The organism is Brachymonas sp. J145 (genome assembly GCF_036312245.1).
In the GTDB taxonomy this organism is placed as follows: Bacteria; Pseudomonadota; Gammaproteobacteria; order Burkholderiales; family Burkholderiaceae_C; genus Brachymonas; species Brachymonas wangyanguii.
In genome coordinates this window covers 333,074-356,792 of record NZ_JAZDCI010000001.1, presented here as the reverse complement: position 1 = coordinate 356,792, position 23,719 = coordinate 333,074, and the positions used below count along the sequence as shown (strand labels likewise).

The following is a 23,719-nucleotide window of genomic DNA, read 5'->3' as shown; positions in this document are numbered from 1 at the left end:
GCCGGCAAGCCGGCACCGTCTGTGTTTAGCGGAAGATCACCGTGCGCTGTCCGTTCAGCAGCACGCGGTGTTCGCTGTGCCATTTCACGGCACGCGCCAGTACCTGGCTTTCGGTGTCCTGGCCGATTGCGGTCAGGTCTTCCACCGTCTTGCTGTGGTCCACGCGCGCCACGTCCTGCTCGATGATCGGGCCTTCGTCCAGGTCCGAGGTAACGTAGTGCGCGGTGGCACCGATCAGCTTCACGCCGCGGTCATGCGCCTGGTAGTAGGGCTTGGCGCCCTTGAAGCTGGGCAGGAAGCTGTGGTGGATGTTGATGGCGCGGCCGGACAGCGATTCGCACATGCTGTTGCTCAGCACCTGCATGTAGCGCGCCAGCACCACCAGTTCGGCGCCTTCGGATTCGATGATTTCCAGCTGGCGGGCTTCGGCCTGCGGCTTGTTGTCCTTGTTCACCGGAATGTGGTGGAAGGGCACGTTGTAGCTGGCGGCCAGCTGGTAGAAATCGCGGTGGTTGCTGATGATGGCGCGGATGTCGATCGCCAGCAGGCCGCTCTTCCAGCGGAACAGCAGATCGTTCAGGCAGTGGCCCTGGCGGCTGCACAGGATCACTGTCGGCATCGGCTCGGCGCGCGGGTGCAGGCTGGCCTGCATGCCCAAGGGCGCGGCGAAGGCTTCCAGCCGGGTGCGCAGCACGGCCACGTCGGCCTCGGGGCAGACAAAACCGACGCGCATGAAGAACAGGCCGGTCTGGCTGTCGTTGTACTGGGCAGCTTCTTCGATATTGCCGCCCTGTTCCATCAGGAAACCGGAGACGGCGTGGACAAGGCCCATGCGGTCAGGGCAGGACAGGGTGAGGATGTAGGGATGGCTCATGCAGGAGGGCAGGCCGGGTCGCGGCGCTGCAGGCAGAAAAAACGGCACGGGCTGTTGACCACGTGCCGCTTATTGTAGGGGAGAGGTAGCGGGAGCGCCCGAGGCTCAGTGCAGGCGCACCGGGCTGCAGGCCAGCACGGCGTAATCTTCCAGCGTGTCTTCGACTTCTTCCTGCGTTGGCGTGTTGTCCTGCCAGGCGGCGATCTGCTGCTGGAACAGCTCGGCCCAGCTGCCGTCCAGGAACACGTGGCGGCCGGAGCGCTTGTCCACGATCTCGAAACCGTTGCGCGCCAGCGCCAGATGGTCGCGACCCTGCATCAGGATGCTGTCGGCACCGCTGAGCAGGGGGCTGGACTGCATGTGGACCACGACAAAGCTCTCGGAGTCATACAGCGTATGCATGCCGGAAACGGTCTGGTCAAACAGGTCTTGGTACATCATGGTTTCTACATGGTAGCGGATCGGGCCGAATCAAGAGCAAAACGGGCTGCATCCCGCAGCCCGTCCGTCAACTAACGCACGCCCATCGGCATCAGAGCTTCGGCAGTGCCTTGAGCGTCTGCTCGGCGTAATCGTTCGGGCCTTCGGAGATGCGCAGGCGCACCGGCAGGTGGTAGGTAGTGCCATCGGCAGCCTTCCACGGGCTCAGCCAGATTTCCACCAGCTTGTCCTCGCCATCTTCCAGGATGCGGCGTACGCGCCAGGCGTCGAACGACTGGCCGGCGGCCTGGATCGTTTCCTTGCCCTGCACGCGGAAGCGCCAGACCGGCGCGCGGCGGTGATCCGAGGCCTGGAAGGCGAAGATCTGGCCAGTGCCGTACTTGCCCGGGTTGGCATCCATCAGCGCCATCAGCTGGATGAACACGCTGACCTGGTCCTGCGCGCCAGGCAGCAGAGCGGCTGCGGTGTTGCCATTGGTGTAGCTGATGCTGCCCTGGCTGCCATTGCGCTGGAAGCTGGCGCTATTCGTCTTGCCGCGCCACTTGTCGGTAAAGCGGGACGGACGCAGGCCGTTGGCACCGACCGTGCCGTTGCTCGACTGGGTGCGGCTGACCAGCGGTGCGCGCGCGGTGAAATCAAGCTGGTAGCTATTGCCGGTACGGCGCCAGTCCAGCGTGGCGTTGGCGCTGTAGCCAATGCGCGATACCCGGCCCTTGAGTGCGTAGTCCAGCTTCATGCTCGGCGGCGCCTTGCCGGCCAGGCGCGAGGTCGGGCTGACTTGCGCCAGTTGGGAGCTGTTCACTGTCTGGGCTGATGCCGACGGCGCGGTCAGCCAGGCGGCGCCACCCAGCAGCAGGCCGCCCGCTAGCAGGCGGGTCATGGCGTTGCGGCGGGACAGCAGGGAATGCGTGGCAGGGCGGGTAGTGGTCATGGGCCTCCTCAGGCGATACGGGACAGCGTGCCATCCTTCAGCACAATATGGTGGTAGAGGGCAAAAAACACGTGGCCCAATACCGTGATGACCGTCAGCCAGGCGAGTGGTGAATGCAACTCGCCAATCGACAGCATCCACTCGGTTTTGACTCCGGTGCGGGCCATGAGTTCCGTACCAAAAACCTTCAATGGGTAACCATTTCCACGCACGTACATCATGCCGCTCAGGGGCATCAGCAGCATCAGCAGGTAGAGCAGCTTGTGGCCCATGCTGGCCAGTACGGCCAGCGGCCCTTGCTGCGGCGGACGCTGTTTCTGGCTGATGGCCCAGAGGATGCGCAGGATGCCCAGCACCAGGATCAGCGCCCCGAAGGAACCGTGCAGCGGGCCGGTCAGGTTACCGAGAAAATGCTCGCCATCCTGGATGCGGTCAAAGAACTTGCAGAACTGCCAGATGAACAGCGCGGCCATGCTCCAGTGCAGCAGTCGCGTGATGGTGCCGTAGCGGCGGGTGGTGTCGTTTGTGCTCATGATGAAATCCCGGAAAAATCAGGCCGCAGCCCAGTGGAAGTGAAACGTCTCGTCGCGCGCCATGCGTTGTGCGTGCTCCGCGACCACTTGTTGCAGGCGTGGCAGCATGTCGGGGTCTGGGCAGTGCAGCCGGAAGGCGAGGCCGCCCGGCACCTGCTGCATGCTGCAGCTGCCATAGCCGGTCAGCGCGATCTCGCCGCTCTGCTCGTCGTAGCGTACAGCAAACTTGTGGCCCCAGTGCTTGCACAGGCGCAGGATGATGCGGGCAGGCTCGATGGTGGCAATTTCTGCGGTGCTGCTGGCACCGCGGTCGGTCAGGCTCATGGGGGTCTCCGGGTACAAGGCCTTCAGCCGAAGCGGAAGGCGGAAATGGTGGTGGCCATGACCTCATCGCTGAAGCCACGCTGGCCAGCGTCATCGGCCGCAGCACCGGCGACGACCAGCAGGGGCAGCAGGTGCTCCTCGGCGCGTGGCGGGTGCGACAGGCGGCCGGCCGGGCCGCTGGCGCTGTCCCAGCGTGCCAGCCGCGCCGTGCGCTCGGGTTCCGGCAGCGCCACGGTCTCGGACAGCCAGGCATCAAACTGCTGCGACACCGGCGTGGCGCGCGGATCGCCATAGGCGCGCATATTGTGGAAGCTCATGCCGCTGCCGATGATCAGTACGCCTTCGTCGCGCAGCGGTGCCAGCGCGCGGCCCATGGCCAGATGCGCTTCTGGATCCAGATCCTGCAGCAGCGAGAGTTGCAGCACCGGGATATCGGCATCGGGAAAGGCCAGCAGCATCGGAATGAAGACGCCGTGGTCGTAGCCGCGTTCGCTGTCCTGGGCGGCTGGCAGGCCGGCCGCCTGGATCAGGCCGGTGACACGTTCGGCCAGCGCTGGTGCGCCCGGTGCCGGGTAGCGCAGCTGGTAGGTGTGCGGCGGAAAGCCGTAGTAATCGAACAGCATGCCGGGCTGGGCGGCGCTGCCGGCGGTGAACTGCGGCGCCAGCCAGTGCGCCGTGACCAGCACGATGGCCTTGGGCCGTTGCGGCAGGCTGCCGGCGATGCTGCGCAGATAGGCCGCGGTGGCGTCCCAGGCGTCTGGCGGGTTCCAGTCCATGAAGAAGCAGGGGCCGGCGCCATGCGGGATGTACAGCGTGGGCATGCGGGGGGTGTGGGTGCTCATGTCAGTCAGGTGTTGAATCGAGGATGATTCTCATTATGGGGATGAGCCTGGTACTTGAGAAGAGACGATGTGGCAGGTACAGTTCCTACTATCAGTAGGAGATGAGCCATGGATAGAGTGGTAAGCATGCGTGTTTTTGCAAGAGCGGCCCAGGCCGGCAGCCTGTCGGCGGCGGCGCGGCATCTTGGCATGTCACCGGCCATGGCCACGCGCCATGTGGATGCGCTGGAAGCGCGGCTGGGCGTGCGCCTGTTTCATCGCAGCACGCGCCGGCTCACACTGACCGATGCCGGCGCCACTTACCTCGAGGCCTGCCAGCGCATCCTTGCCGATATCGACGAGGCCGAAGCCGAGGCGGCCTCGCAGCGCATCGATGCCAGCGGCGTGCTGCGCATGAACGTGCCGCTGTCCTTTGGCCTGCGCCGCATTGCCCCGCTGCTGCCGCTGTTCAGCCAGCGCTATCCGGCGGTGACGGTGGATCTGGGCCTGACCGATGTGCGCGTCGACCTGCTTGACGAGCGCTGGGATCTGGCGATCCGCATAGGTGACTTGCAGGACGCGCCGCTGCAGGCGCGCCGGCTGGGCCAGGTCCGGCTCTGCCTGTGTGCGTCCGCGGCCTATCTGGACCAGCATGGCGTGCCGCGCCAGGTGGCAGATCTGGCGCAGCACAACTGCCTGCGCTATGCGCTGTCGGTCAGCTCGGGCAGCGATGAATGGCGTTTTGGGATTGGCGGGCGGGTGCGCCAGAAGATCAGCGGCAATCTGCGCTGCAGCAACGGCGATGCGCTGCTGCTGGCGGCGGTGGGCGGCCAGGGCATCATCTACGAGCCGGATTTCATCGTGCAGGATGCGGTGCAGGACGGGCGACTGCAGTTGCTGGAACTGGAGCATCCGGGCATGGAGGTGGGCGGCATCCATGCGGTCTACCCGCCGCAACGGCGGCCGCCGGCCAAGGTGCGCGTGATGATCGATTTCCTGGCCGAACAGTGGGCACAGGATGTCGCACAATGACGGCCTGATCCGCCGTTATGCCCCCACATGAAACTTGCTACCTATTCCGACGGCTCGCGTGATGGCCAGCTGGTCGTGGTCTCGCGCGACCTGCGCCACGCGCACTATGCCACCCATGTCGCCGGCCGCCTGCAGCAGGTGCTGGATGACTGGAACTTCCTGTCGCCGCAGCTGCAGGACATCTACGACAGCCTGAACAGCGGTCGCGCGCCGCACGCCTTTGCCTTTGATCCGGCGCGCTGCATGGCACCGCTGCCGCGTGCCTACCAGTGCGTGCAGGCCGATCCCTGGCTGCCTGAGGCGCTGACGCCGCAGCTGGAGCAGGCCGTCAGCGATCCCTTGCATGCGGCACATGCCGGGCTGCTGCTGCCTTCGGAGCGTGCCCAGGGCGATCTGGCAGTGGGCCTGGCCGTCGTCACCGGTGATCTGCCGCAGGGCGCCAGCAGCGACCAGGCGCTGGCCGGCATCCGCCTGCTGATGCTGTGCAGCCAGTTGCGCTGGCAGGGCGTGGACGATGCCGCGCTGGCGCAGCCTTTCACCGCCTTCAGCCCGGTGGCACTGACGCCTGACGAACTCGGCGACAGCTGGCAGGACGGCCGGCTGCAGCTCACGCTGCAGTTCAGCGGCAATGGCCGCAAGCTTGGCATGTGCGATGCCGGCAGCGACATGGCGCAAGGCCTGCACGAACTGCTGGCGCGCTTGTGCACCACGCGTCCGCTGCGCGCCGGCAGCATCCTGTGTGCCGCTCCCGTGCGCAACCAGGACACGCGCAAGGGCCAATGCAGCCTGGCCGACCGCCGCGCACTCGAGCAGCAGCGCGATGGCCAGATCAGCACGCCCTGGCTGCAGCCGGGCGATGTCTGGCGTGCCGAAGCACGCAGCCGGCAGGGCTCGGTCCTGTTCGGTGCCCTGCAGCATGAGGTGGCATTCACTAAGGATATCGACTTGTCGTAACTGTCTGTTGCTCTCATAATCAGTTGCCATGAGGACTCCAGCCGACCACCAGCCATTCGAGCGCGTGCTGCGCGCTCCGGCGCTGCGGGCGCGTCGCTGGATCATCCTGGTCTGGTTGGCCCTGGTCGCCAGCTGGGTCAGCCCGCTGGTGCATGCCGAATCCATGCGGCTGGTCTGCTCCAGCGCGGGGCACATCCAGTGGATCGATGTCGACAGTGATGCCCTGTCAGTGGGCCTGCAGCACGGCAAGGAGTGTGCGTTGTGCCTGGCGCTCGAGGCTCCGCCGCCCGCCGCCACCTTTGGCCTGCCACCGCAGGTCGAGACAGCTGAAGCGGTTCCGGTCTGGCACCAGCCGACACTGCCCGTGGTGGCGGCTTCTCCGTTCAAGGCGCGCGCGCCGCCAGCCATCGGCTGAGCCGGTCGCCGGCAGGCGTGTGCCTGTCAGCCGGCGCGTGTTCGCCATGCAGCTGCCCGGCGCGCTGCTGGCACCTGCTGCAGTGTTGCTTTTCCCCCTTTTGGCCACTGCAGCGGGCTATACCCTGCCACTATCCATTGACGGAGCAAGACCATGTCCCCCATTCGTATCTCTTCCCTGCTGATCGCCCTGGCCGCTGCGGTCACGCCTTTTGCCAGCCAGGCCCAAACCACTCCGGCACGCGCTGCCGCCACCGCTGTCTCCGGGCACCAGCTGCAGGTGCATGATGCCTGGATCCGTGCCACGGTCACTGGCCAGCAGGCCACCGGTGCCTTCATGCAGTTGCAGCCGAGCCAGGCCATGACGCTGGTTGGTGCCCGTTCGCCGCTGACGCCGGTGGTCGAAGTGCACGAAATGGCCGTGATCGATGGCGTGATGAAGATGCGCCATCTCCCCGAGCTGCCCTTGCCGGCCGGCCAGGCCACCGCGCTCAAGCCGGGTGGCTACCACATCATGCTGATGGACCTGAAGGCCCCGGTGCAGGCTGGCAGCGTCATTCCGCTCACGCTGGAGCTGCGCGATGCCCAGGGCAAGGCCGTCGAGCGTACGCTGCAGGTCCCGGTGCACGCGCTGACACGTAGCGCCGGCCCGCAGCAGAAAATGCCGATGATGCACCACTGATGGCCTGAATCGGCGGCCTGGCAGCAGTGGCTGCCGGCCTGAGGGAATGCCTGCCTGTTCTGCAGCGGTGGCTTGCGGTATGCTTGTCCGATCCATGCCAACCAGACAGGGGACCCCGCCATGACCGTGAATGCCGCCGGCTTTGATTTCAGCAAGTTCGTACCCGGATTCGATTTCCTGCGCCAGATGACGCAGCCGCGCGGCCTGTCGCCCACGGCCGCGCAGTGGGTCGCGCCCACGGTTGACCCGGAAGAGGTCGATCGCCGCATCCAGGAGCTGCGCACCGTGCAGTTCTGGCTGGAACAGAACACCACTGCGCTCAAGGCCACGATCCAGGCGCTGGAAGTGCAGAAAATGACGCTGAGCACGCTGCAGGACATGAATGTCAGCATGAACGACATGGCGCAGGTGTTCCAGCAGGCTGCGGCCGATACTGTTTCCAGCGTCACGCAGGCAGTCAAGGCGGTCGCGCCCGACAGCAGCGAAGCCGCGCCCGCAGCCGAAGAGGCGCCGGTGTCGCCGTTTGCCGCCTTCTGGCAACCGTTCACCGGCAGCGCCAATGCTGAGCCAGCCAGCCAGTCGGCCTCGCCGACTGCAGCGGCGGCTCCGCAAGCCGCTGCCGCCGAGCCGCCCGCCACGGAAGCCACCCCGGAAATCCCCTTCAACGAAGCCTGGGCTCAGGCGGGCCAGTGGTGGGGCAGCATGATGAACACCTTCCAGAGCATCGCCCAGCAGGCGCAGGAAGATGTGCTCAAGCAGCAGGCCGACTTCATGAAGGCGCAGGAAGAGGCTGCTGCCCGCATGCAGGCCGAAGCCGATGCGCGTGCCGAGAAGGAGGCCGCTGCGGCCAAGGAAGCGGCGGCAAAGGCTGCTGCCCCGGTGGCCAAGCCGGCTGCCGCCGCCAGCAAGCCTGCGGCCAGCACGCGCAAGCCGGCAACGCCGCGTACCGCTGCCGCCAAGCCGGCTGCCAGCAAGACGAGCAGTGCTGCGGCCAGCAAGCCCGCTGCCAAACCCGCCGCCAGTCGCAGCAAGCCCGCCACGGCAGCCAAGCCGGCCGCTGCCAGCAAGCCGGCCAGCAGCCGCACACGCAAGCCCGGCGCTGCCTGATGCAGCAGGCCAGCGGCGGCGTTACGGCTGCCGCATCAGCGGGGTAGTACCTCAGCAGTCGACCGGCGCACCATCCACAAAGGTGCGCAGTTCGCCGCTGGCAAACGCGGTCCACTGCTCATTGGTGGTCAGCGGCAGCGTGGCAATCACGGCGACCCGGTCCTGCGGCGTGGTGACATCGGAAAAATCGATGCTCACATCCTCATCGCTGAGCTGTGCCGTGGTGAACGGCGCCTGGCGCACGATGTAGTGCAGGTTGGTGCTGGCATGCGCCCACAAGGCAGCGCCATTGGAGAGCAGCATGTTGAAGGTGCCGTGACTGGCCAGTTGCGGCATCAGTTCGCGCAGGGTGCGCGTCAGCTCCTCCACGCTGGGCATGGCGGCATGCGACTTGGCCACTTCCTGCATGATCCAGCAAAAGGCACGCTCGCTGTCGGTATCGCCTACCGGCTGGAACTGGCGGTGCAGGTGCGGATGAAAATCTTCCAGATTGCCGTTGTGGGCGAATACCCAGTAGCGTCCCCACAGCTCACGCACGAACGGATGGCAGTTTTCCAGCGAAATCACGCCTTGCGTCGCCTTGCGGATATGCGCGATCACGTTGCGGCTCTTGATCGGGTAGCTGCGGATCAGCTGGGCAATCGCCGAGCTGCTGGCTGCCTCGTGGTCCACGAACAGGCGCACGCCCTTGTCCGGCGCGTCCGGCGGCGCATCATGGCGACCCTCGAAAAAGGCGATGCCCCAGCCGTCGCTGTGGTGGTCGGTGACGCCGGCGCGCTGCGAGAAGCCGCTGAAGCTGAAAGTGATGTCGGTCGGGGTGTTGCAGTTCATCCCCAGCAACTGGCACATGGGCGGAATCTCCTGGATCAGGGGGTGGCGTCAACAGCAGCCTGGTGCAGCGCCTGCAGGCAGGCCGGGCAATAGCAGCGGTCGCCGATCGGGGCGCCGTCGCGGATCGCCGGCAGCACTGGCTGGTTCAGGCACCAGCAGCTGCCCGCTGGCTGGCCGGCGGCTGCGGCACACTGGTTGGACTGGCCGCAACGCGGACAGATCAGGGCCGGATCGGCCGATGCGGGAGAGGGGGAGCTGGTCATGCGCCTATTTTGTCCCAAGAGCAGGCTGCTGGCGAATTTCCTGCTGCTGCGTCATGGCGGTATTGACAGACTCTGGTAAGGTTACGGGATGAATGCCCTGCAGCTGTTTTTGCCCTGTGCGGCCGGTGTCGAGGACTATCTCGCCGCCGAGGCCCGCACCATCACCGGACTGGGCGACGCCCAGGTGCGTCCCCTGCGTGCTGGCGTGCTGGTGGACGGCAGCTGGCGCGATGCCATGCTGCTCAACCTGCACAGCCGGTTGGCGCAGCGCGTGCTGGTCCAGCTGTCGCGCACGCCCTATGCCAATGAATCCGATCTTTACCAGGCCGCTTTCGAGACCGCCTGGGAAAGCTGGTTCACGCCGCGCCACACCTTCCGCATTGACATCACGGCACAGCGCAGCCCGCTGCGCAGCCTGAACTTTGCCGCCTTGCGCATCAAGGATGCGGTCGCCGACCGTTTCCGTGACCGCGCCGGCAGCCGCCCGAGCGTGGATACCCACTGGCCCGATGTGCGCATCTATGCGCACCTGACCAATGACCGCATGGCGCTGTATATCGATACCTCGGGCGAGCCGCTGTTCAAGCGTGGCTGGCGCGAGGACAAGGGCGACGCGCCGCTCAAGGAAACCCTGGCCGCGGCCATGATTGCCGCCAGCGGCTGGCAGCCCGATCAGGGCGTGCCGCTGTACGACCCCTGCTGCGGCAGCGGCACGATTGCCGTCGAGGCGGCGCAGATGGCCTGTCGCATGGCGCCGGGCAGCCAGCGCCGCTTTGGTTTCGAGCGCCTGCTGCCGTTCCAGCCGCATGTCTGGCAGCAGTTGCGTGAACAGGCGCGCAGCGCCGAAATCCGCCCGTCCGAGATGCTGGTGTTTGGCAGTGACGTGGCGCACCGCATGGTGGACTTTGCCCAGCGCAACGCCCAGCGTGCCGGCGTGGCGCATGCGCTGGAGCTGCGCGGCGGTGATGCGCTGCAGCGCATGCCGCCCGGCCAGACGCCTGGCGTGCTGCTGATCAACCCGCCGTATGGCGAGCGCATTGCCGCAGCCGGCGTTGCTGGCGAGCGAGCGCAAGAACGCGCCCAGCGCGTGCACACCGCGGGCCCGCGTATCGAGGGCCGGCTCGGCCTGAACCGTGCACCAGCAGCTACCCGTGGTGGTCGCGAACATGCCCTGATGGCCGAGGACAACGACGACTTCTTCCAGCGCCTGTCCAGCCACTGGAAACGCAACTACCCCGGCTGGACTGCCTGGCTGCTTACGCCCGATCGCGAGCTGCCGCGCCGCATGCGCCTGCGTGAATCGCGCAAGATCCCGATGTGGAACGGCCCGATCGAGTGCCGCCTGTTCCGTTTTGACCTGGTGGCCGGTGCCATGCAGCCGCGCAGCGGTCCGCCGGCGGAGCCGGGCGCATGAGCCTGGGGCGTGTCGGGCGATGGCTGGGTCTGGCCTTGCTGCTGGCCCTGGCCGGCTGCGAGCGCCCGGCCAATGATGCCAGTGCGGTGCAGCACCTGGGCATCGCCAACAGCCTGCATCCGAGCGCCCTGATGGATGCCGCCTTCGGCAACGACCAGCAGCTGGTCGAGAAGGAGCAGGTGCGCTGGCGCACCACCATGACACTGCCCGAACTGCCGCCAGCACGCCTGCCGGCGGCCATGCTGCCGTCCAGCGCGCCCCGCGAGCTGCCGGCGCCGGGCGCCGTGCCGGTGGCACAGCTGCAGCAGCGCGTGCGCGTGGCGGTGCTGCCGCGTGAAGTGATCCGCTTTGGCCAGCAACATGCCACGCTGGTGATCGAATCGGTGCCGCTGGAGAACGAGCAGCGCACGCTGCAGACGCCGACCACGCGCGCCTATGTCGGCGCCATCCATTTCAGCCTGTTGCATGAGGCGGGCACTGCCGGCCGTGCATCGGACGGCGAGCGCTGGCGCATCACGCGCTGGCAGCCGGTGGTGGATGCGATCGGCCATGACGGAACTGCGGGTGAGAGCCAGATCTACAAGCTGGGCCTGAATGACTACCTGCTGACCTTCCAGCCCGCGGCCTGCTGGCAGGGCGTGTGTGGCCAGTGGCTGCATGGCTATACGCTGCGGTCCCAAGGCATGCAGCCCAGCCTGCGTGAGCGGCTGGCCGCCAGCAACCAGGCCTATGCCGATTGCGCGCTGCAGCTCGGCCTGTCGCGGCAGGAGCGCAACAGTGCCTTCCAGGGGCAGGGCGCTGCAGGCGAGCGGCAGTCGGCACAGGACTGCTTTGATGTGCAGGGCGAGGTGCACCCGATCTCGCGCGAGGGCCTGGCGGCCGATGTCAGCATCCGCTACCGTGGGCGTCTCTGGCAGCCGAAAACCGGCCGCCAGGAGGTGCAGCAGTCCCAGCTCTATCGCTACCAGGACGGCCGTTTCGAGCTGATCGAGGGTGGCCCGAGTCCGGTGCCGGAGTTCTGATGACGCTGCCGCAAGACACGTCCACCCGCGTGGTGGTGATCGATACCAATATCGTGCTCGACTTGCTGCTGTTTGCCGAGCCGGCGGTGGAACCGCTGCGTCAGGCCCTGCAACAGCAACGGCTGCGCTGGCTGGCGATTCCGCGCATGCGCAACGAGCTGGAGCGGGTGCTGCAGTACCCGCAGATTGCCCCGCGCATGGCGTTTTATGGCCACAGCACGGAACAGCTGCTGCAGCGCATGGATGCGGTGGTGCAGTATGTGGAGCCGGCCGGGCCGGCGGGCGTCAGCTGTAAGGATACGGACGACCAGTGCTTTGTCGATCTGGCCGCCGCGCACCAGGCGATCCTGCTGAGCAAGGATGCCCAGGTGCTCAAGCTGCGCAAGCGGCTGGCGAAGCAGCAGGTGCTGGTGGCACGGCTGCTGCCCGACAGCTGGGAGCCAGTGCCTGCCCTGTGAGGGACAGGCGGCCGCTCAGGGCTGCTGCGTCGGGATGTGCTGGCGCAGTTCGATCTGGCGGTTGTGCTCGTCCACGAACACCAGCTGCGGCTTGTGGCTGTCCAGCTCGCTCGCGTCCAGGCCGACGAAGGCGGCAATGATCACCAGGTCGCCGGTGCTGGCGCGGCGTGCGGCCGAGCCGTTGATGGAGATGATGCCGCTGCCGCGTGCCGCCTTGATGGCGTAGGTGCTGAAACGTTCGCCGTTGTTGATGTTCCAGATCGCGATTTGCTCGAACTCACGGATGCCGGAGGCGTCCAGCAGGTCCTCGTCGATGGCACAGGAACCTTCGTAATGCAGTTCGCAGTGGGTGACGGTGGCGCGGTGGATCTTGCCGCTGAGCAGGGTGTGTTGGGGCATTGCTTGATGTCCTCGTGGATGGGAAAGAATCGGCATTCTAGGGGTTGTACGGATACCGTGCAGCACTTGGATGGGTTTTATGTCGCCAAGTTCACATTGCCACGACAGTTTTCCTGGGCCATAATCGCGCCCGAAGCCTGCCAGGCCGCCGCTGGTGCAAGCGTGGAAACACCGCACTGGAGGAACGTCCGGACTGCACAGGACAGCGCAGGAGGTAACACCTCTCCACCGAAAGCCGCAAGGACCAAGGTGAGGATCAGAGCAACAGAGACGAGCCGGTTCAGTCCGGGTGAAACGGGCAATCTCTGCGCGCAGCAATACCAAGTAGGCCAGCGTTGATGTGGTTCCGCAGAGCTGGCGGGTAGGTAGCACCGAGCCGGTGGGGTGACCCCCGGCCCAGATGAATGGCGGTCACGCGACGGGCAACCGTCGCGCACAGAATCCGGCGTATCGGCAGGCTTCCCTTTTTTCCTTTGCCGGGCTCAGTTTTCCGGGCTCAGATCTGACCCAGTTCGCGCAGGTGCTGCACGTGCGCCAGCAGCGAACGGCGCGCCAGCGGCCACAGGGCTTCCGGCGTGTCCTGGTAGGCCAGCGGCACCCAGTCTTCCGGCTGGCCATCGGGCAGCGCCTGTACCGCGGCCAGTACCTTGGCTTCGCGGATCAGGCGGTGCGCATGCAGGCGGCGGATCGCGCCGGCGGCATCTTCCATCACATGGCCGTGCGCCGGCAGGATGTATTGCACGTCCTGGCCCGTGCACAGCTGTTCCAGCCGTTCCAGCGAGGCCAGGTAATCGCCCATATGGCCATCCGGCGGATCGACGATGGTGGTGTTGCCGTTCAGGATATGGTCGCCGCTGAACAGCAGGCCATCTTCCAGCAGTGCCAGGCAGACATGGTTGGCGGTATGGCCAGGCGTGTGCAGCGCCAGCAGCGTGTGCGTGCTGCCATCCGCCTCCTGCAGCACCAGCTGCTGGCCATCGGCCAGTGCCACGTCCGGCGAAAGATGGCTGTCGGCACGCGCATCGGGGCCGTGCGGCAGGCCGTAGAGCTGCGGGCGCGGATGGCCGCTACGCTCCACCAGTTCCTGCAGCAGCGGTACGCCTGGGCTGTGGTCGGGGTGCGAGTGGGTGCAGACGATGTGGCGGATATCGCCGCCGCAGGCATCGTGCAGGCGCTGCACGTGATCGGGCAGTGCCGGGCCCGGATCGATCACGATATAGCCGCTGCCTGCCGTGCCGACGATATAGCTGTTGGTGCCGGGGCCGGTCATGCGGCCGCTGTTGTTGGCGGTCAGACGCTGCACGTTGCGCAGCAGTGGCACCGGGCGCTCGTGCTGCCAGTCCAGCGGGTGTACCGGCTGGCCGTGCGGCGTCACCAGGCCGATCTCGCCAAAGGCGAGTTCGTCGTTGACGATGCGTGCCTCCTCGCCATTCAGCTGTGCGCCGCGCGGCATGTAGTGCCAGCGCGGCTGGTGCGGCGTGCAGGCGTCCAGCAGCTCCTGCACGTTGGCAAAGTGCGCAATGCGCTGCAGCGTGCCGTGCGTCGGGAACATGATGGCGAATTCATTGCGTTCGTGGCGCTCCAGCGCGTCGGACGGACGCACCCAGCAGGCTTCGAACTGCTCGTGGTCGTCGGTCAGCGCCTGCTGGCCTTCGGGCATGCGCGCCACCAGGAACGGGGTATCGAAGCGCTTGGGAATGTCCAGCGGGCCGGTCCAGCGTGCCAGCAGGTAGACCTGATCCACGCGCAGGCACAGGCCAGCGTCACGGCAGGCATCGTAAAAGGCCGGGGCCGTGTTGCGGCGGCCGATGGCGGCATCGAGCGCATCGACATCCTGCTGCGTGGCCGGGCTGCCATCGGCACGCGTGGCCAGCAGCACGCCAACCTCCTCGAAACTTTCGCGCAGTGCGGCCAGCGCCCAGGTCAGCGGCTCGCCTTCCTGCAGCGGCTGGTGGCAGAACAGCTGCGGCTGCTGCTGGATCGCCAGGTCGGCGGCATCGACGGCGCCGCCGGGAAACACGTACAGGTCGGCGGCAAAACTGGCCTTGGACGAGCGCTTGGTCATCAGCACTTCCCAGCCGTCGGGGGCATCGCGTACCAGCAGCACGGTGGCGGCCTGGCGCAGGGGGGCAGGGGTCAGTTCGGGGTGGAGCAGTTGGCTGGCGCGTGGCATGGAGCAGATCAGAAATCGGATTGACGTGAGCGTCAACTATGCCACAAGCCCTGCGCGGGCGGATTGCTGCAAACCCTGTCACCTTGGTCGATAATGCCGGCATGAAGATCCGCTTTACCAAGATGCAGGGTGCCGGCAACGATTTCATCGTGCTGGACGAGATGCGCGGCAGTCTCGGGCTGAACCGCACGCATTACCGCTTTCTGGCCGACCGGCGCTACGGCATCGGGGCGGACCAGATCCTGAGCGTGCGCCCGGCAACGCGGCTCGATACCGACTTTGCCTACGTGATCCACAACGCGGATGGCGGTGAAGTCGAGCATTGCGGCAACGGCGCGCGCTGCTTCGTGCGCTACGTGCTGGAGCAGGGTCTGACCGACAAGGACACGATTGCGGTCGAGGTCAAGCGCGGCACCATCGTGCTGCAGGCGCGTGCGGATGGACTGGTCACGGTAGACATGGGCATTCCCGCCTTCGATAGCGCGGTGCTGCCCTTCGAGCCGCAGGGCGTGGCGCAGCGCCAGGCGCAGCAGGCCACGCTGTGGCAGCTGGACCTGTCGGCGGCTGGCCTGGAGCCGGTCGAGGCGGTGCTGCTGTCCATGGGCAATCCGCATGCGGTGCTGCTGGTGCCTGATACGCGTGAGGCCCAGGTCGAGGCCATTGGCCGTGCGGTGCAGGCGCTGCCGGCGTTCCCTGCCAGCGTCAATGTCGGCTTCCTGCAGGTGCTGGGGCGTGACCATGCGCGCCTGCGCGTCTATGAGCGCGGTGTGGGTGAAACCCTGGCCTGTGGCAGCGGTGCCTGCGCCGCGGTGGTGGCCGGTCGTCAGCTCGGCCTGCTGGGCAGCCGCGTGCAGGTCGATGCCCGCGGCGGCAGCCTGCATATCGAGTGGGACGGTGCCGGCAGCCGCGTCATGATGACCGGCCCGGCCACCACCGTCTACCATGGCGAGATCGACTTGCCCGAATTCCCGGTCCTGCCGACCGACCAGAACGAACAATTTCTCGCATGAATCCGAACGAATTTGCCCCCATCACCGAGCGCGACATCGCCGAATACCTGATCCAGAATCCCGGCTTTTTCGAGCGCAATGCCGAACTGCTGACAGCGGTGCAACTGGGCAGCGCCCACGGCCAGCGCGTCGTCAACCTGCACGAGCGCCAGGCCGAGATGCTGCGCGACAAGATCAAGGTGCTGGAGCACCGCCTGGTCGACATGATCCGCCACGGCAGCAGCAACAGTCTGACCACCAACCGCCTGCTCAAGTGGGCCACCGGGCTGTATCTGCAGCACGATCCACTGGCGCTGCCGGCCACGCTGTGCCGCAATCTGCAGGAGCAGTTCCAGGTGCCGCAGGTGGCGCTGCGCATCTGGGGTGTCACGCCCGAATACGCCAGCCAGGGTTTTGCCTGTGGCGTCAGCGAAGAAGGCCAGGCCTTCGCCAGCTCGCTGCAATCGCCATATTGCGGCATGCATGTGGGCGTGGAGGCGGTGAAATGGCTGGATGAGCCGACCCAGGCGGCGTCACTGGCACTGCTGCCCTTGCGCACGCCGGGTAGCGCTGTCACGTCGGCCGCCTTTGGCCTGCTGGTGCTGGCATCGCCCGACAGCCAGCGCTTTACCGATGACATGGCGACCGATTTCCTGCAGCGCATTGCCGATATCGCCAGCGCGGCGCTGTCGCCGCTGGTGCTGCCGCGTGCGGTGGCGGCTACTGCTGCACCTGTGGCCGAAGTGCCTGCAGAGGCAGCTCCCGACAGCGCTGCGCCGTCCAGCGACACCCCGGCCGACGCCTGATGCAGCCGACTGGCGCCATCGCTCCGGATCCGCTGCTGCAGCGCTATCTGGACTTTGTGCGCCATGAAAAGCGGCTGGCGGCGCGCAGCGTCACGCTGTACCGCGAGAACCTGACGCTGCTGCAGGCGCTGGCCAGCGAGTCTGGCGTGCCGCTGCTGCAGGTACAGACAGCACATGTGCGCCGCTGGGTCGCCACCCTGCATGCGCGTGGCCGCAGTGCACGCGGGCTGGCGCTGGTGCTGTCGTCCTGGCGTGGTTTCTACCGCTGGCTGGTGAACAGCCGGCAGATCGCCCACAACCCGGTGCAGGACGTACATGCGCCCAAGGCCGGCCGGCCGCTGCCCAAGGCCTTGCCGGTCGATGCCGCGATGCAGCTGGCCGATTACCAGCCGCCCGAATCCGGCACTGCGCCGCCAGACTGGCAACAGCTGCGCGATGCCCTGATCGTCGAATTGCTCTATGGCTGTGGCCTGCGTGTGGCCGAACTGGTGGGGCTGGATGTGGCAGCCGGACCGGATGCGCGCGGCTGGCTGGATCTGCAGGAAGGCCAGGCGCATGTGCTGGGCAAGGGCAGCAAGCGGCGCAGCGTACCGCTCGGGCGACAGGCGCAGCTGGCGGCGCAGGCCTGGCTGCAGCAGCGTGCGCAACTGCCGGCAGCGCAACAGGAACCGGCCCTGCTGATCGGCCGCGGCGGCAAGCGCCTGTCAGCGGCTTCGGTCTGGCAGCGGCTGCGCAAGCGCGCACAGCAGGCCGGGCTGGATACGCCGGTGCATCCGCACATGCTGCGCCATTCCTATGCCAGTCATCTGCTGCAGTCGAGCGGGGATTTGCGTGCCGTGCAGGAACTGCTGGGACATGCCAACATCAGCACCACGCAGGTCTATACGCGGCTGGATTTTCAGCACCTGGCGCGTATCTACGATGCCGCGCATCCGCGCGCGCACAAGAAACAGGATTGATGCCGGGCGTCAGACCGCCTTGAGCTGCGGACGGATACGGCTGCGCGCCGCCGGGCGCCGGCTTGCCGGCCTGGTGCTGGCCTGCCAGTGCAGCAGCGAGTCGTGCAGCCGATCCAGCAGCAGGTTGAGCTGCTCCCAGTCGGCTTCGTCCAGTTCCTGGAACATCTGCTGTTCCAGTTCGCGGCCGATCTGCTCGCAGGTCTGCCAGACCTCCTGCCCGGCTGGGGTCAGGAACAGGCGGTGCACCCGGTTGTCCTGCGGATCCAGCGAACGCTGGATCAGGCCACGCTGCTCCAGGTCAGCCAGGTACTTGGACATCAGCGTCTTTTCCAGCACCAGGCGCTGGCCCAGCTCGGAAGCGGCCACGCCGGGCAGGGCGTGGATCAGGCGCAGCACCCGCAACTCGCGCACCCGCATGCCCACGGCCTTCTCGTAGCGCTGATCGGCGGCCTTGGTGGCCAGGGTCTTGATCAGATCCAGCTTGTAGGTCAGGTAGGGCTTGTCCGCAGACGCGCTGTCGGGCGATGCGGGGCGGGAAGAAGAGGGGGCAGACATGAGTACGACCGGATTACAGGAAACAGGAGCACAGCCTGAACTGCTTGCAGGCTGTTGCAACTTGCATACTAGTCCCGATCCCGGAACACGCCAAGAGCCCGCGCGGCATGCGTGGATAAAAATGAAGGGGACATGACATTTGCCATGGCCCCTGCGCCGTAGAAATGCGATTTATTTCAGGAAACTATCATTTGAGATAGCTTTCGGCAATCGCCACCCAATAGGCAGAACCAACCGGCAGCACCTTTTCGTCAAACACGTACATCGGGTGATGCACGTTATAGGTATCGCCATTGCCGACAAAGGCATAGACGCCAGGAATCTTCTCGGCATAGAAGGCAAAGTCCTCGCTGCCCATGAAGGTCGGGCCGGGATTCACCACCTGGTCCTCGCCCAGCAGCGCGCGCGCGATCTGCGTGCAGCGCTCGGTCTGTTCCGGGTTGTTGATCAGGATCGCGCCGGGAGGGCCTTCCTTGATCTCGGACTGGACGTTGTAGGCTTCGGCCGTGGCTTTGGTGATGGAACGGATCTTGTCCAGCACCATCTGGCGCGTTTCCGGCTTGCGCGTGCGCACGCTCAGGCGCAGCGTGGCATTTTGCGGAATCACGTTGCCGGCGTCACCCGACTGGAAGGCCCCCACGCTGACCACGGCGGCATCCATCGGTGCCACGTTGCGTGACACGATGGTCTGCAGCGACATCACCAGCGCGGCACCCGCCACCAGCGGGTCGATGCTCTTCTCGGGCATGGAGCCGTGGCTGCCGACCCCGGTCAGCACGATTTCCCAGTTGTCCACCGCGGCCATGATCGGGCCGGAGGTGAAATGCAGCTTGCCGGCCGGCAGGCCGGGCATGTTGTGCATGCCGAAGATGACGTCCATCGGGAACTTCTCGAGCAGGCCGTCGGCGATCATGCCGGGAGCGCCGGCCATGATTTCCTCGGCCGGCTGGAACACCAGGTTCAGCGTGCCGTTGAAGTTCTTCGTTTTCGCCAGGTATTCGGCAGCGCCCAGCAGCATCGCGCTGTGTGCGTCGTGGCCGCACATGTGCGACTTGCCGGCGATCTGGCTCTTGTAGGGCAGGTCGGCACCTTCCTGCACGGGCAGCGCGTCGGTATCGGCGCGCAGGCCGATGCTGGCCTGGCCATCGCCCACCTTCAGGCGAGCCACCACGCCGGTCTGGCCCAGGCCTTCGGTCACTTCATAGCCCCATTCGCGCAGCTTGCCGGCGATGTAGCTGGCGGCCACGGTTTCTTCAAATGCCAGGCCCGGGTGCTGGTGCAGGTAGTGGAAATGTTCCTGGATGCCGGCCTGGCCGGCGCTGATGGTGTCGAGAATCTGTTTCATGTTGGTATTCCTTGCTGGTGTGTGGGTTCCGGCCGGACAGCGTGCACCAGCGGCACGGCTGGCCGACCGTAGCGGGCGGCAGGCTCAGGCCTTCTTGCCCTTCGGGATGGTGCGCATGATGGAGATGATCGCCAGTACCACCATCAGCAGGTTGAATGCCAGGGCGATGATCGCTGCTTCACGGGTAGCCACGTTGTCCTGGCGGCCGACGAAGGTGATCACGCCTTCCAGCCAGTGGATGCTGTCGTTGTTGGCACGCAGGGCGGTGAAGATGGCGGCAGAGATCGCCACGCCGAAGGCACCGCCGAGGGAAGAGGCCATCTTGTAGATGCCGGCGCCGGAGCCAGCCTGGTCGGCAGGCAGGTTGGACAGGGCAGCGTCCGTGGACGGGGTGGCGTAGAAGGCCAGGCCGATACCGAACAGGATGTAGGCAACGATGGCCAGGTACTTGTAGTCTTCCAGCATGACGTTGGTCGGCATCAGCAGCAGGATCGACAGGCCGGTGATCAGGCAGCCCCACAGCATCGGCTTGCGGGAACCGAAGCGCTGCAGCAGTTTCTCGCCGACGCGGATGAAGGCAATGATGGCAATCGCATAACCCAGGGTCAGCATGCCGGCCTGCTGGGCGTTCAGGTTGCCGCCCAGCTGCACCAGTTGCAGGGATACGATCAGCATGCCGGCCACGCCGTTGAGCATGAAGTTGGAGATCGTGGCACCGGTGAAGATGCGGTTGTTGAACAGCTTGAAATCGATGAAGGCATGGCCGGCGCGGCTTTCCACGTAGAAGAAGAAGGCACCTGCGACCACGGTGATGGCCAGCATGGCCAGCATGGCGGGGCTGGCCCAGCCGTACTTGTTGCCCTGGGTCACCAGGATCTGCAGTGCCACCATGGTGACCATGAAGCTGACGATGCCAGCCAGGTCCAGCTTGGCGTTGCTGTTGCCCTGCACCTTGCTTTCAGGCGTGCCACGGATCATCAGCATGCCCAGCACCGACACGGCGGCACAGGCAAAGAAGATCGAGCGCCAGCCAAAGTTCTGCGTCATCAGGCCGCCAAACAGGGCGCACAGGCCGGAACCACCCCAGGAGCCGATCGACCACATGCTTACGGCACGCTGGCGCTCGGCACCGTCCCAGTAGCTCTTCACCAGCGCCAGGCTGGCCGGCATGATGCAGGCGGCGGAAACACCCTGGATGGCGCGACCCACCATCAGGAAGGGAATTGCCAGGGTGCCGGTGGGCGCCATGGCAATCATCAGGGCGCCGATAATGCTGAGGATGAAGCCCAGCATCATGATGCGCACGCGACCGACACGGTCGGCCAGGCCGCCCATCACCACGATGAACATGCCCGAGAACAGGGAAGTGATGGCCACGGCGATGTTCATCAGGTTGGAATCGATGCCGAGGTCTTTTTGCATGTCCGGTGCGATGTTGAGCGTGGTCTGGGCAAACAGCCAGAATGCGATCACGCCCATGATCATGCCGAACAGCAGCTTGTCGTTCCCCTTGTAGGGAACCGGAGAGGTTGCAGTGCTTGTCATGGAAGTCTCCTTGCAGGAGGTGAAGAGGGAGTTAATTGATTGAATTAATCAACAGTTGAAAATTTATACCTCTCGATGTTCGCCTGCAAGCCCTGTTTGCATGTTTCTTGATCCAGATCAAGAAAACACCCACGTCAGGCAAGGATATGCCCGGACGCCCCTGATGCCGGGCAGGCCATGCCGCCTGCTGCTGGCCTTGCGCATCGGAAAGACAGTAATATCCCTGCATGCCAGCCTGATGACAGCGCTGGCCCTGTCCACTCCGGCGCGCCACGCGCGTTGCCGCCACTCCTGCAGATTCCCATGACCATGATCCCCGCCACCATCCTCACCGGCTTCCTCGGCTCCGGCAAGACCACCCTGCTCAAGCGCATCCTGACCGAGGCGCACGGCCAGAAGATCGCCGTCATCGAGAACGAGTTTGGCGAGGAAAACATCGACAACGACATCCTGGTCTCCGATACCGACGAGCAGATCATCCAGATGAGCAACGGCTGCGTCTGCTGCACCATCCGCGATGATCTGCGCAACACGCTGACGCTGCTGGCGGCCAAGAAGCGCAAGGGCCTGCTCGATTTCGACCGTGTCGTGATCGAGACCACCGGCTTGGCCGACCCCGGCCCGGTGGCGCAGACCTTCTTTATGGACGACGAGGTTGCCGAGAACTACCTGCTCGACTCCATCGTCACGCTGGTCGATGCCAAGCACGCGCAGACGCAGCTGGACGAGCGCCTGGAAGCACAGCGCCAGGTCGGTTTTGCCGACCAGATCTTCGTCAGCAAGGCCGATCTGGTCAGCAAGCCCGAGCTGCACGACCTGCAGCACCGCCTGCAGCAGATGAACCCGCGTGCGCCGCAGAAGGTGGTGCACTTTGGCGAAGTGGCGCTGGACGAGGTGTTGGACCTGCGCGGCTTCAACCTGAACGCCACGCTGGACCTGTATCCCGAGTTCCTGCAGGAAGACGAGCACGACTATCACCACGATCATGACCATGCCGAAGGCTGCGACCACCAGCACGCCGAAGGCGAGGCCTGCAACCACCAGGGCCACGATCACGGTCATGAACATAAGCATGAGCATGGCCATGCACACGATTGCGACCACCACCACGCACCGGGCGAAGCCTGCAACCACCAGGGCCATGCACACCACCATCACCACGACGATGACGTGAAGAGCTTTGTCTACCGCGCCACGCGCCCGTTTGATCCGGCCAAGCTGGAAGACTTCCTCGGCGCCATCGTGCAGATCTATGGCCCCAAGATGTACCGCTACAAGGGCGTGCTCGACATGGTGGGCACCAATCGCAAGGTGATCTTTCAGGGCGTGCACCAGCTGATGGGCAGCGATCTGGGCCCGGAATGGGGCAAGGACGAAGTGCGCGAAAGCCGCATGGTGTTCATCGGCGTCGATCTGCCGCGCGAGATCCTGACGCAGGGACTGGACCAGAGCCTGAGCTGATATCGCACCGCAGCACAGGGGCTGGCTGGATACTTGTAGTGATTTACCCTAAAATCGCTGCGTTTTGCCCCCGAACATCGTTCAAAATGGCAAATTCCCCATGAAGCAGGCAGGGTTGCTTGCCGGCTTCGGGGTTCCCCTGCAGCTGTTCGCGGCTGCAGTTTGCGAGCAAGCTGTCTGCCGCCTTGGACAGACCACCGACATGAGCGAAGTATGCCCCTGAAAAAAGACGCCAAGCTGGCCAACAACTGGAAAAAGAAGTCTCCTGAAGAGTTGACCGATGCCGAAGTGCTGGCCATGCCGGATGCCGAGTACATGAACACCGCGCAGCTGGCCTTCTTCCGTCACAAGCTGTCCCTGCTGCGTGACGACATCCTGAGCAATGCCGGCAAGACCGCCGAAACCCTGCGCGAAGATGCCGTGGTCGTGCCCGATCCGGCCGACCGTGCCACCATCGAGGAAGAGCACGCACTGGAGCTGCGCACGCGTGACCGTGAGCGCAAGCTGCTGAAGAAGATCGAGCAGTCGATCGACCTGGTCGATTCCGGCGACTACGGCTACTGCGACGAAACCGGCGAGCCGATCGGCATCGGCCGCCTGCTGGCGCGCCCGACCGCCACGCTGTCGCTGGAAGCACAGCAGCGCCGCGAACTCAAGCAGAAAATGTTCGGCGACTGATGTCGCTGGCGCGCTTGCAAAGCCGCAGCGCGCCCCTATCTGTGCGGGGTTGATCAACTTTCTGTGGCCAGCCGGCAGCTGCTGTCGCTGGCTTTACCCCGCATGGAACAATTTCACGGAACCACCATCCTCAGCGTGCGTCGCCAGACGCCGCAAGGCCTGCAGGTCGCCATCGGCGGCGATGGCCAGGTCACGCTGGGCAATATCGTCGTCAAGGGTTCGGCCCGCAAGGTGCGCAAGCTCTACAACGGCCAGGTGCTGGCCGGTTTTGCTGGCGCCACCGCTGATGCCTTCACCCTGTTCGAGCGTTTCGAGGCCAAGCTGGAAAAATACCAGGGCAACCTGGTGCGCGCTGCCGTCGAACTGACCAAGGACTGGCGCACCGACCGCGTGCTGCGTCGCCTCGAGGCCATGCTGGCCGTGGCCAACAAGGATGCCTCCCTCATCATCACCGGCAATGGCGATGTGCTTGAGCCCGAGAAAGGCATTGTCGCCATCGGTTCCGGTGGTGCCTATGCCCAGTCGGCCGCGATCGCGCTGGTCGACCACACCGAGCTGTCGGCCGAAGAGGTGGTGCGCCGTTCGCTGGCGATTGCCGGCGAGTTGTGCATCTACACCAATATGCACCACACCATCGAGACGCTGGAATTCCCGGCCTGATGCCTCCCGCCGCGCCCGGTGGGCGCAGCCGTTCCCTTTTCCGATCTT

The 23,719-nt window shown here is 65.5% G+C and carries 27 protein-coding genes and 1 other RNA gene; 15 read left to right on the top strand and 13 right to left on the bottom strand.

The features are described 5' to 3' along the window. Positions 1 to 25: 25 nt before the first annotated feature. The 6 genes from purU to V1261_RS01670 form a co-directional block, all read right to left on the bottom strand. Positions 26 to 874, bottom strand: coding sequence for a formyltetrahydrofolate deformylase (purU, locus tag V1261_RS01695; protein ID WP_329769689.1), 849 nt, complete (start codon positions 872 to 874; stop codon positions 26 to 28). A gap of 105 nt (positions 875 to 979) precedes the next feature. After that, positions 980 to 1,276 carry a BTH_I0359 family protein gene (locus V1261_RS01690; RefSeq protein ID WP_329769819.1) on the bottom strand — a complete coding sequence of 99 codons (297 nt, stop codon included), beginning with the start codon at positions 1,274 to 1,276 and terminating at the stop codon, positions 980 to 982. 130 nt (positions 1,277 to 1,406) lie between these two features. Next, positions 1,407 to 2,246: a DUF3108 domain-containing protein gene (locus V1261_RS01685; protein WP_329769688.1), complete on the bottom strand. Its 840-nt coding sequence runs from the start codon at positions 2,244 to 2,246 to the stop codon at positions 1,407 to 1,409. An 8-nt stretch (positions 2,247 to 2,254) separates the two neighbouring features. Then, on the bottom strand, positions 2,255 to 2,779 hold the full coding sequence (locus V1261_RS01680) for a cytochrome b (protein ID WP_329769687.1): 525 nt from the start codon (positions 2,777 to 2,779) through the stop codon (positions 2,255 to 2,257). Positions 2,780 to 2,797: 18 nt separating this feature from the next. Continuing rightward, positions 2,798 to 3,103 (bottom strand): DUF2218 domain-containing protein, encoded by a 306-nt coding sequence (locus tag V1261_RS01675; protein ID WP_329769686.1) that lies wholly within the window; start codon positions 3,101 to 3,103, stop codon positions 2,798 to 2,800. Between the two features lie 23 nt (positions 3,104 to 3,126). Continuing rightward, positions 3,127 to 3,945 carry a DODA-type extradiol aromatic ring-opening family dioxygenase gene (locus V1261_RS01670; RefSeq protein WP_329769685.1) on the bottom strand — a complete coding sequence of 273 codons (819 nt, stop codon included), beginning with the start codon at positions 3,943 to 3,945 and terminating at the stop codon, positions 3,127 to 3,129. 108 nt (positions 3,946 to 4,053) lie between these two features. Between V1261_RS01670 and V1261_RS01665 the strand changes: the two genes are divergently transcribed. The 5 genes from V1261_RS01665 (at position 4,054) to V1261_RS01645 (ending at position 8,113) form a co-directional block, all read left to right on the top strand. Continuing rightward, positions 4,054 to 4,956: a LysR family transcriptional regulator gene (locus V1261_RS01665; RefSeq protein ID WP_329769684.1), complete on the top strand. Its 903-nt coding sequence runs from the start codon at positions 4,054 to 4,056 to the stop codon at positions 4,954 to 4,956. A 27-nt stretch (positions 4,957 to 4,983) separates the two neighbouring features. Then, a complete protein-coding gene (locus tag V1261_RS01660; protein WP_329769683.1) occupies positions 4,984 to 5,910 on the top strand; it encodes a fumarylacetoacetate hydrolase family protein in 927 nt (308 codons plus the stop codon). Positions 5,911 to 5,938: 28 nt separating this feature from the next. Then, positions 5,939 to 6,325 carry a DUF2946 family protein gene (locus tag V1261_RS01655; protein WP_329769682.1) on the top strand — a complete coding sequence of 129 codons (387 nt, stop codon included), beginning with the start codon at positions 5,939 to 5,941 and terminating at the stop codon, positions 6,323 to 6,325. A 153-nt stretch (positions 6,326 to 6,478) separates the two neighbouring features. Continuing rightward, entirely contained in the window at positions 6,479 to 7,006 is a 528-nt protein-coding gene (locus tag V1261_RS01650; RefSeq protein ID WP_329769681.1) for a copper chaperone PCu(A)C, read from the top strand. Between the two features lie 120 nt (positions 7,007 to 7,126). After that, the gene (locus V1261_RS01645) at positions 7,127 to 8,113 is read left to right on the top strand and encodes a PhaM family polyhydroxyalkanoate granule multifunctional regulatory protein (protein WP_329769680.1); all 987 of its coding nucleotides are present in this window, start codon (positions 7,127 to 7,129) and stop codon (positions 8,111 to 8,113) included. Between the two features lie 51 nt (positions 8,114 to 8,164). Here V1261_RS01645 and V1261_RS01640 read toward each other — a convergent pair whose 3' ends face one another. Together V1261_RS01640 and V1261_RS01635 are read right to left on the bottom strand one after the other, a co-directional pair. Continuing rightward, entirely contained in the window at positions 8,165 to 8,962 is a 798-nt protein-coding gene (locus tag V1261_RS01640; RefSeq protein ID WP_329769679.1) for a class II glutamine amidotransferase, read from the bottom strand. 17 nt (positions 8,963 to 8,979) lie between these two features. Then, positions 8,980 to 9,207 carry a cysteine-rich CWC family protein gene (locus V1261_RS01635; protein WP_329769678.1) on the bottom strand — a complete coding sequence of 76 codons (228 nt, stop codon included), beginning with the start codon at positions 9,205 to 9,207 and terminating at the stop codon, positions 8,980 to 8,982. Positions 9,208 to 9,295: 88 nt separating this feature from the next. Here V1261_RS01635 and V1261_RS01630 point away from each other — a divergent pair, with 88 nt between their 5' ends. The 3 genes from V1261_RS01630 to V1261_RS01620 are packed head-to-tail and all read left to right on the top strand — an operon-like array spanning position 9,296 to position 12,101. After that, the gene (locus tag V1261_RS01630; RefSeq protein ID WP_329769677.1) at positions 9,296 to 10,621 is read left to right on the top strand and encodes a THUMP domain-containing class I SAM-dependent RNA methyltransferase; all 1,326 of its coding nucleotides are present in this window, start codon (positions 9,296 to 9,298) and stop codon (positions 10,619 to 10,621) included. Beyond that, positions 10,618 to 11,643, top strand: a complete 1,026-nt coding sequence (locus V1261_RS01625; RefSeq protein WP_329769676.1) for a hypothetical protein — start codon at positions 10,618 to 10,620, stop codon at positions 11,641 to 11,643. Before V1261_RS01630 ends, V1261_RS01625 begins: the two co-directional genes overlap by 4 nt. Then, positions 11,643 to 12,101, top strand: coding sequence for a putative toxin-antitoxin system toxin component, PIN family (locus tag V1261_RS01620; RefSeq protein ID WP_329769675.1), 459 nt, complete (start codon positions 11,643 to 11,645; stop codon positions 12,099 to 12,101). The genes V1261_RS01625 and V1261_RS01620 overlap by 1 nt, the downstream gene beginning before the upstream one ends. 15 nt (positions 12,102 to 12,116) lie before the next feature. Here the strand turns inward: V1261_RS01620 and panD are convergent, their stop codons facing one another. Beyond that, positions 12,117 to 12,500 (bottom strand): aspartate 1-decarboxylase, encoded by a 384-nt coding sequence (gene panD, locus V1261_RS01615; protein ID WP_329769674.1) that lies wholly within the window; start codon positions 12,498 to 12,500, stop codon positions 12,117 to 12,119. Between the two features lie 132 nt (positions 12,501 to 12,632). Between panD and rnpB the strand changes: the two genes are divergently transcribed. Then, an RNA gene (rnpB, locus tag V1261_RS01610) (RNase P RNA component class A) lies at positions 12,633 to 12,966 on the top strand. Positions 12,967 to 12,996: 30 nt separating this feature from the next. Here the strand turns inward: rnpB and V1261_RS01605 are convergent. Then, positions 12,997 to 14,673 carry an MBL fold metallo-hydrolase gene (locus V1261_RS01605; protein WP_329769673.1) on the bottom strand — a complete coding sequence of 559 codons (1,677 nt, stop codon included), beginning with the start codon at positions 14,671 to 14,673 and terminating at the stop codon, positions 12,997 to 12,999. Between the two features lie 101 nt (positions 14,674 to 14,774). Here V1261_RS01605 and dapF point away from each other — a divergent pair, with 101 nt between their 5' ends. Genes dapF through V1261_RS01590 form a run of 3 tightly spaced genes read left to right on the top strand, consistent with a single transcriptional unit; the run spans position 14,775 to position 17,427 of the window. Continuing rightward, a complete protein-coding gene (dapF, locus tag V1261_RS01600) occupies positions 14,775 to 15,683 on the top strand; it encodes a diaminopimelate epimerase (protein ID WP_329769672.1) in 909 nt (302 codons plus the stop codon). Continuing rightward, complete coding sequence (locus tag V1261_RS01595) at positions 15,680 to 16,468, top strand: DUF484 family protein (RefSeq protein ID WP_329769671.1); 789 nt, start codon at positions 15,680 to 15,682, stop codon at positions 16,466 to 16,468. Before dapF ends, V1261_RS01595 begins: the two co-directional genes overlap by 4 nt. After that, positions 16,468 to 17,427 carry a tyrosine-type recombinase/integrase gene (locus V1261_RS01590; RefSeq protein ID WP_329769670.1) on the top strand — a complete coding sequence of 320 codons (960 nt, stop codon included), beginning with the start codon at positions 16,468 to 16,470 and terminating at the stop codon, positions 17,425 to 17,427. The genes V1261_RS01595 and V1261_RS01590 overlap by 1 nt, the downstream gene beginning before the upstream one ends. Positions 17,428 to 17,436: 9 nt before the next feature. Here V1261_RS01590 and V1261_RS01585 read toward each other — a convergent pair whose 3' ends face one another. From V1261_RS01585 to V1261_RS01575, 3 genes are all read right to left on the bottom strand, one after another. Then, positions 17,437 to 17,982: a MarR family winged helix-turn-helix transcriptional regulator gene (locus V1261_RS01585; protein WP_329769669.1), complete on the bottom strand. Its 546-nt coding sequence runs from the start codon at positions 17,980 to 17,982 to the stop codon at positions 17,437 to 17,439. 187 nt (positions 17,983 to 18,169) lie between these two features. Next, complete coding sequence (locus tag V1261_RS01580; protein WP_329769668.1) at positions 18,170 to 19,327, bottom strand: M20 aminoacylase family protein; 1,158 nt, start codon at positions 19,325 to 19,327, stop codon at positions 18,170 to 18,172. 84 nt (positions 19,328 to 19,411) lie between these two features. Continuing rightward, positions 19,412 to 20,872: an MFS transporter gene (locus tag V1261_RS01575; protein ID WP_329769667.1), complete on the bottom strand. Its 1,461-nt coding sequence runs from the start codon at positions 20,870 to 20,872 to the stop codon at positions 19,412 to 19,414. A 303-nt stretch (positions 20,873 to 21,175) separates the two neighbouring features. Between V1261_RS01575 and V1261_RS01570 the strand changes: the two genes are divergently transcribed. From V1261_RS01570 to hslV, 3 genes are all read left to right on the top strand, one after another. Further along, positions 21,176 to 22,333, top strand: a complete 1,158-nt coding sequence (locus V1261_RS01570; protein WP_329769666.1) for a CobW family GTP-binding protein — start codon at positions 21,176 to 21,178, stop codon at positions 22,331 to 22,333. A 213-nt stretch (positions 22,334 to 22,546) separates the two neighbouring features. Then, the gene (dksA, locus tag V1261_RS01565) at positions 22,547 to 23,011 is read left to right on the top strand and encodes an RNA polymerase-binding protein DksA (protein WP_329769665.1); all 465 of its coding nucleotides are present in this window, start codon (positions 22,547 to 22,549) and stop codon (positions 23,009 to 23,011) included. Positions 23,012 to 23,113: 102 nt separating this feature from the next. After that, the gene (gene hslV, locus V1261_RS01560) at positions 23,114 to 23,671 is read left to right on the top strand and encodes an ATP-dependent protease subunit HslV (protein ID WP_329769664.1); all 558 of its coding nucleotides are present in this window, start codon (positions 23,114 to 23,116) and stop codon (positions 23,669 to 23,671) included. Positions 23,672 to 23,719: the final 48 nt, after the last annotated feature.